The sequence below is a fragment of the Streptomyces sp. CoH27 genome, assembly GCF_020181035.1.
GTDB classification, from domain to species: Bacteria; Actinomycetota; Actinomycetes; order Streptomycetales; family Streptomycetaceae; genus Streptomyces; species Streptomyces camelliae.
The window spans coordinates 113,723-119,412 of the sequence record NZ_JAIQYY010000027.1; the positions used below are offsets into that span (position 1 = coordinate 113,723).

Here is a 5,690-nt window from a genome sequence, read left to right on the forward strand (position 1 = left end):
AGGGCCCACAGCAGACGTACTGTGGGCCCTCCGGCGTTGTCGTGAGCGGCTTTACGCCTCGTCCCGGCGCAGGGACGGCTTGAGCTCCTTCAGGCGGCCCAGCAGGCCGTTCACGAACGAGGGCGACTCGTCCGTGGAGAACTCCTTCGCCAGCTGCACCATCTCGTCCAGGACGACGGCGTCCGGGGTCTCGTCGACCCAGATCAGCTCGTACGCGCCCAGCCGCAGGATGTTGCGGTCCACGACCGGCATCCGGTCGAGCGTCCAGCCGACCGCGTACTGGGCGATCAGCTCGTCGATGCGGGTCGCGTGTCCGGCGTAGCCCTCGACCAGCTGCATCGTGTACTCGCTGACCGGCGGCTGCCGGGTGTCGGACCGGGACAGCCGGACCCAGTCGGCGAGGACCGTCAGGACGTCGGCGCCGCGCTGGTCGCCCTCGAAGAGGATCTGGAAGGCGCGCTTGCGGGCCGTGTTGCGGGCAGCCACGGTTAGCTGTTCACCCGGCCGAGGTAGTCGCTCGTGCGGGTGTCGACCTTGATCTTCTCACCGGTGGTGATGAAGAGCGGCACCTGGATCTGGTGGCCGGTCTCCAGGGTGGCGGGCTTGGTGCCACCGGTGGAGCGGTCGCCCTGGACGCCCGGCTCGGTCTCCTGGATCGTCAGCTCGACGGCGGCCGGCAGCTCGACGAAGAGCACCTCGCCCTCGTGCTGCGCGACGGTGGCCGTGAAGCCCTCGATGAGGAAGTTGGCGGCGTCGCCGACGGCCTTGCGGTCGATGTGCAGCTGGTCGTAGGTCTCCATGTCCATGAAGACGAAGTACTCGCCGTCCATGTACGAGAACTGCATGTCGCGCTTGTCGACAGTGGCCGTCTCGACCTTGACGCCGGCGTTGAACGTCTTGTCGACGACCTTGCCGGAGAGCACGTTCTTGAGCTTGGTGCGCACGAAGGCCGGGCCCTTGCCGGGCTTGACGTGCTGGAACTCGACGACGGACCAGAGCTGGCCGCCTTCGAGCTTGAGCACCATGCCGTTCTTGAGGTCGTTCGTGGAAGCCACGGTTGCGGAATCTCCTGGACTGACGTACGACCCCGGGGTCACGCGCTACAGCGCGAGCAGCTCCTTGGTCGTGATGGTGAGTAGCTCGGGTCCGCCGTCCGCCTCGGGGCGTACGACGAGCGTGTCATCGATCCGGACACCGCCCCGGCCCGGGAGGTGGACCCCCGGTTCGACGGTGACCGGCACGCAAGCGTCCAGTTTACCCATGGCGGCGGGGGCCAACTGCGGGTCCTCGTCGATTTCGAGTCCCACGCCATGTCCGGTCAGGGGTGACAGGGCCTCCGCGTAGCCGGCCGAGTCCAGTACGTGGCGTGCGGCGCGGTCCACGTCACCGCACGCGGCGCCGGGCGCCAGAGCCTCGCGGCCGGCCCGCTGGGCGGCGAAGACGAGGTCGTACAGCTCGACCTGCCAGTCGGCGGGCGACGTGCCGATCACGAACGTCCGGCCGATCTCGCAGCGGTAGCCGCGGTACGTCGCACCCAGGCACACCGAGAGGAAGTCGCCCTCCTCCACACGCCGGTCGGTGGGGCGGTGCCCGCGCCGTCCGGAGTTGGGGCCGGTGGCCACGGAGGTGGGGAACGCCGGGCCGTCGGCGCCGTGGTCCACCAGACGGCGCTCCAGCTCCAGCGCGAGGTGCCGCTCGGTACGGCCGACCAGGATCGACTCCAGCAGCTCACCGAGGGCCTGGTCGGCGATCTCGGCACCGATGCGCAGGCAGGAGATCTCCTCCTCGTCCTTGACGACCCGGAGCTGCTCGACGGCTCCGCCAACGTCGGTGAGGCGGAGCGTGGGAACGACGGAGGAGATGACCCGGTGCCGTGCCACCGTGAGGTGGTGCTCCTCCACGGCCAGGGAGTCGGCGTCCTGCGCCACGGCCAGCAGCGCAGCCGCGACCGCCGCGTCACCGCCTGAGCCGGCGCCGGCGCCGTTCGGCGGGAGGATGTGCAGGCGCAGGTTCTCGTCCGGGCGGCCGTCGCAGACGCGGTCGTCCGGTGGACCGGCGCAGACGAGGAGGTCCTCACGTCTGCCGAGCAGCAGGGCGGAACCCTGGGGGGCGGCACCGGCGAGATAGCGCATGTTGGCCGGACGGGTGACGAGCGCTGCCGCGGTGCCGGCCGCGGTGAAGTGGTCCCTCAGCCGGGATCGGCGGGTCGCGTACACCTCTGACATGAGACGAGCGTAGGAGTTTTGCGGCGGTTGTGCCGGTTTAGGGGGGCCGAGTGGAGTCTGTGGGGGGTAGCCGCTCCCCCTCTGCTTACCAGTTCGGTGGGCTCGCAATCGCCCTTGCCAGGACATCGTCGAGTACGCGGGCCGTGCCCGGTACGTCCAGCTGGGAGTTGTCGATGATCGGGAGGCCCGAGCCGTACCAGCCCGCCATGCGGCCGTGGATGCGGGCCACTTCCTCGTCGGTGAGGCGGCGATTGCCCGTGCGTTCCGCGTTGCGCTCCAGGACGATGTCCAGGCCCGGGAGGAGGACGACCGGGAGCAGGCCGGGGCCGACGTGGCGCTTCCAGCCGCCGAGGCCCACGACCGGGCGGTCCGGGAACACGGCGTCGTCGAGGATGCAGGAGATTCCGTTGGCCAGGAAGTTCCGGGCGGCAAAGCCACAGGTGCGGCGGGCGAGGCGGTACTGGGCCTCGGAGTTGTCGTTCCAGCCGGACTGGGGGTCGGCGAAGCCCGAGCGGACCCATTCGCGCACGTCGTCCAGGCTGATGTGGGCGGTGGGCACCCGGCGGTGGTCCGCCCAGAACTTGGCGACGCTGGTCTTGCCCGCGCCCGCCGGGCCGATCAGCAGGACGGCCAGGGTGGTGGTCGTCGGGTCGGGGACCGAGGCGGGAGCCGGGGGCGCCGTGGGCACGCCGACCGGGCCGCCGGGCGGCAGCGGAACATGGCCCGTGGTGTCGGGGGCCGGCGGTGCGGCCGGATGCTGCGGGGCCGGAGGCTGCGCGAGGGGCGGCTGGGGCGCGGGAGGCCGCGGGGGCGTCGGCGGGACGACGCCGGCCGGGGCCGGGAAGCCAGGAGGCGGGGGCACGGGGGCGGGACCGTGGGAGGCTCCCGGGTGTGGGCCCGGGTGGTGTGCGGCCGGCGCCCAGCCGGCGTGCGGCACCTGCCCCGGCTGGTGGGGCGGCGGCAGCGGAGATCCCACTGCGTGCTGCATCCGTTGCCACTCCGTCTCGTACAGGCTGTTGGCGCTGGCAGCGGGGGCGAACTCCCGCTCCTTACCGAACGGTACCGTCCCCGGCCGTCGTTCGGTGAAACGGCCGGGGGCGGCCCGAAGTGCCCGTTGCGGGAAGCGAATCGGACGCGCGTGGCGTTACTGGCCCACTTCGCCGTAGGCGGCGAGGAGTACGGCCGGGTCCGGGCCCTCCATCACGGTCGGCTTGGCCAGACCGTCCAGGACGATGAACCTCAGCAGGTCACCACGGGACTTCTTGTCGACCTTCATCGTCTCCAGCAGCTTGGGCCACTGGTCGTAGCGGTAGTGCAGCGGCAGACCCACCGCCTCCAGCACCCTGCGGTGCCGGTCCGCCGTCGCGTCGTCCAACCGGCCCGCCAGACGCCCCAGTTCGGCGGCGAAGTGCATACCGACGGCGACCGCGGCACCATGGCGCCATGTGTAGCGCTCGTTCTTCTCGATCGCGTGGGCCAGCGTGTGACCGTAGTTGAGGATCTCCCGCAGACCCGACTCCTTCAGGTCCGAGGAGACCACCTCGGCCTTCACCCGGATCGCACGCTCGATCAGCTCCGCCGTATGCGCACCCGACGGAGACCGGGCGCCCTCCGGGTCGGACTCGATCAGCTCCAGGATCACCGGATCCGCGATGAACCCGGCCTTGATCACCTCAGCCAGCCCCGACACGTAGTCGTTCACCGCGAGGGACTCCAGCGCGGCCAGGTCGCACAGCACCCCGGCCGGCGGGTGGAACGCGCCCACCAGATTCTTGCCCTCGGCGGTGTTGATCCCCGTCTTGCCGCCGACCGCCGCGTCCACCATGGCGAGCACGGTGGTGGGGATCGCGATCCAGCGCACCCCGCGCAGCCAGGTCGCCGCGACGAAACCGGCCAGGTCCGTCGTCGCACCGCCGCCCACGCCGACGATCACATCGGTGCGGGTGAAGTTGGACTGGCCCAGCGCCTTCCAGCAGTAGGCGGCGACCTCGGCGGTCTTCGCCTCCTCCGCGTTGGGTACCTGGATCGCGATCACCTCATAGCCCTGCCCGGCCNTAGGCGGCGACCTCGGCGGTCTTCGCCTCCTCCGCGTTGGGTACCTGGATCGCGATCACCTCATAGCCCTGCCCGGCCAGATCGGCCCGCAGCGCGTCACCGGTCTCGGCCAGCGCCTCCGGATGGATCACCGCCACCCGCCTGGCCTTCGGACCGACCAAGGCGCCCAGCTCGCCCAGGAGTTGACGCCCGACCAGCACCTCGTACGGCTCGGTGCCCGCCGTGCCGGCGACCTGGATCCGGGTGACTGCCTCGCTCATGCCTTCTTCAACTCCAGTGCATCCAGGGCCGCTTGCGTGACCTCTTCAGGCGTACGGCCGTCCGTCGCGACGACGGCCGTGGCGACCTCCTCGTACAGATGCCGCCGCGCCTCCATCAGCTCCCGCCACTGCCTGCGCGGATTGACCGCGAGCAGCGGACGAGCCGCGTTCAGACCGGTACGTCTGACCGCCTCCTCCACATCCATCGACAGATAGACCACCCGCAGCCCGGCCAGCAGCGCACGCGTGTCCGCGTCGAGAACAGCACCACCGCCGAGCGCCAGGACACCCTCGTGCTCGGCGAGCGCGGCGGCCACCGCCCGCTTCTCGATCGCCCGGAAGACCGCCTCACCCTCGTCGACGAAGATCTCGGCGATGGCCCGGCCCTGCTCGGCCACGATGTCCGCGTCGGTGTCCCGGTAGCCCAGCCCGAGACGCTCGGCGAGCAGCCGGCCGACGGTGGACTTGCCGACACCCATCGGCCCGACCAGCACGATCGCAGGCACGGTGCTCACCGGATGCGCAGGTTGTCGAGGTACGACCGCACGTTACGGCGGGTCTCGGCCACGCTGTCCCCGCCGAACTTCTCCGCCACCGCGTCCGCCAGGACGAGGGCCACCATCGCCTCCGCCACGATCCCGGCCGCCGGCACCGCCGACACATCCGAACGCTGATGGTGCGCCTGCGCCGCCTCACCCGTGGTCACATCCACCGTCCGCAACGCCCGCGGCACCGTCGCGATCGGCTTCATCGCCGCCCGCACCCGCAGCAGCTCGCCCGTGCTCAGACCACCCTCGGTACCGCCCGAGCGGCCGGAGACACGGCGGATCCCCTCGGGCGTGCTGACGATCTCGTCGTGCGCCTGCGAGCCCGGGACCCGGGCGAGCTCGAACCCGTCGCCGACCTCGACACCCTTGATCGCCTGGATGCCCATCAGCGCACCCGCCAGCCGCGCGTCCAGCTTCCGGTCCCAGTGCACATGCGAGCCCAGGCCGACGGGGACACCGTAGGCAAGGATCTCCACCACGCCGCCGAGGGTGTCGCCGTCCTTGTGAGCCTGGTCGATCTCCGCGACCATCGCCTTCGACGCATCCGCATCCAGACACCGCACCGGGTCCGCGTCCAGCTTCGCCACGTCGGCCGGAGTGGG

At 71.1% G+C, this 5,690-nt stretch carries 6 protein-coding genes and 1 pseudogene; all 7 read right to left on the bottom strand.

The features are described from left to right. Positions 1-51: 51 nt before the first annotated feature. Entirely contained in the window at positions 52-486 is a 435-nt protein-coding gene (nusB, locus tag LE548_RS36220) for a transcription antitermination factor NusB (RefSeq protein ID WP_225101275.1), read from the bottom strand. Positions 487-488: 2 nt separating this feature from the next. Further along, complete coding sequence (gene efp, locus LE548_RS36225; RefSeq protein WP_225101276.1) at positions 489-1,055, bottom strand: elongation factor P; 567 nt, start codon at positions 1,053-1,055, stop codon at positions 489-491. A gap of 45 nt (positions 1,056-1,100) precedes the next feature. Then, the gene (locus tag LE548_RS36230; RefSeq protein WP_225101277.1) at positions 1,101-2,225 is read right to left on the bottom strand and encodes an aminopeptidase P family protein; all 1,125 of its coding nucleotides are present in this window, start codon (positions 2,223-2,225) and stop codon (positions 1,101-1,103) included. Between the two features lie 85 nt (positions 2,226-2,310). After that, on the bottom strand, positions 2,311-3,213 hold the full coding sequence (locus LE548_RS36235) for a Pro-rich N-terminal domain-containing protein (RefSeq protein WP_225101278.1): 903 nt from the start codon (positions 3,211-3,213) through the stop codon (positions 2,311-2,313). Positions 3,214-3,369: 156 nt separating this feature from the next. Further along, a pseudogene (gene aroB, locus LE548_RS36240) lies at positions 3,370-4,540 on the bottom strand (3-dehydroquinate synthase). Then, a complete protein-coding gene (locus LE548_RS36245) occupies positions 4,537-5,055 on the bottom strand; it encodes a shikimate kinase (RefSeq protein ID WP_225101279.1) in 519 nt (172 codons plus the stop codon). Before LE548_RS36245 ends, aroB begins: the two are co-directional and overlap by 4 nt. Beyond that, positions 5,052-5,690 (bottom strand): chorismate synthase (aroC, locus tag LE548_RS36250; RefSeq protein ID WP_225101280.1); only part of this gene is annotated, 639 nt, incomplete at its 5' end. The genes aroC and LE548_RS36245, both read right to left, overlap by 4 nt.

What these genes read in the sequence shown, in the direction of transcription:
- LE548_RS36230 (WP_225101277.1), bottom strand. Translation starts at nt 2,225, where the DNA reads ATGTCAGAGGTGTACGCGACCCGCCGATCCCGGCTGAGGGACCACTTC.
- LE548_RS36235 (WP_225101278.1), bottom strand. Translation starts at nt 3,213, where the DNA reads ATGCAGCACGCAGTGGGATCTCCGCTGCCGCCGCCCCACCAGCCGGGG.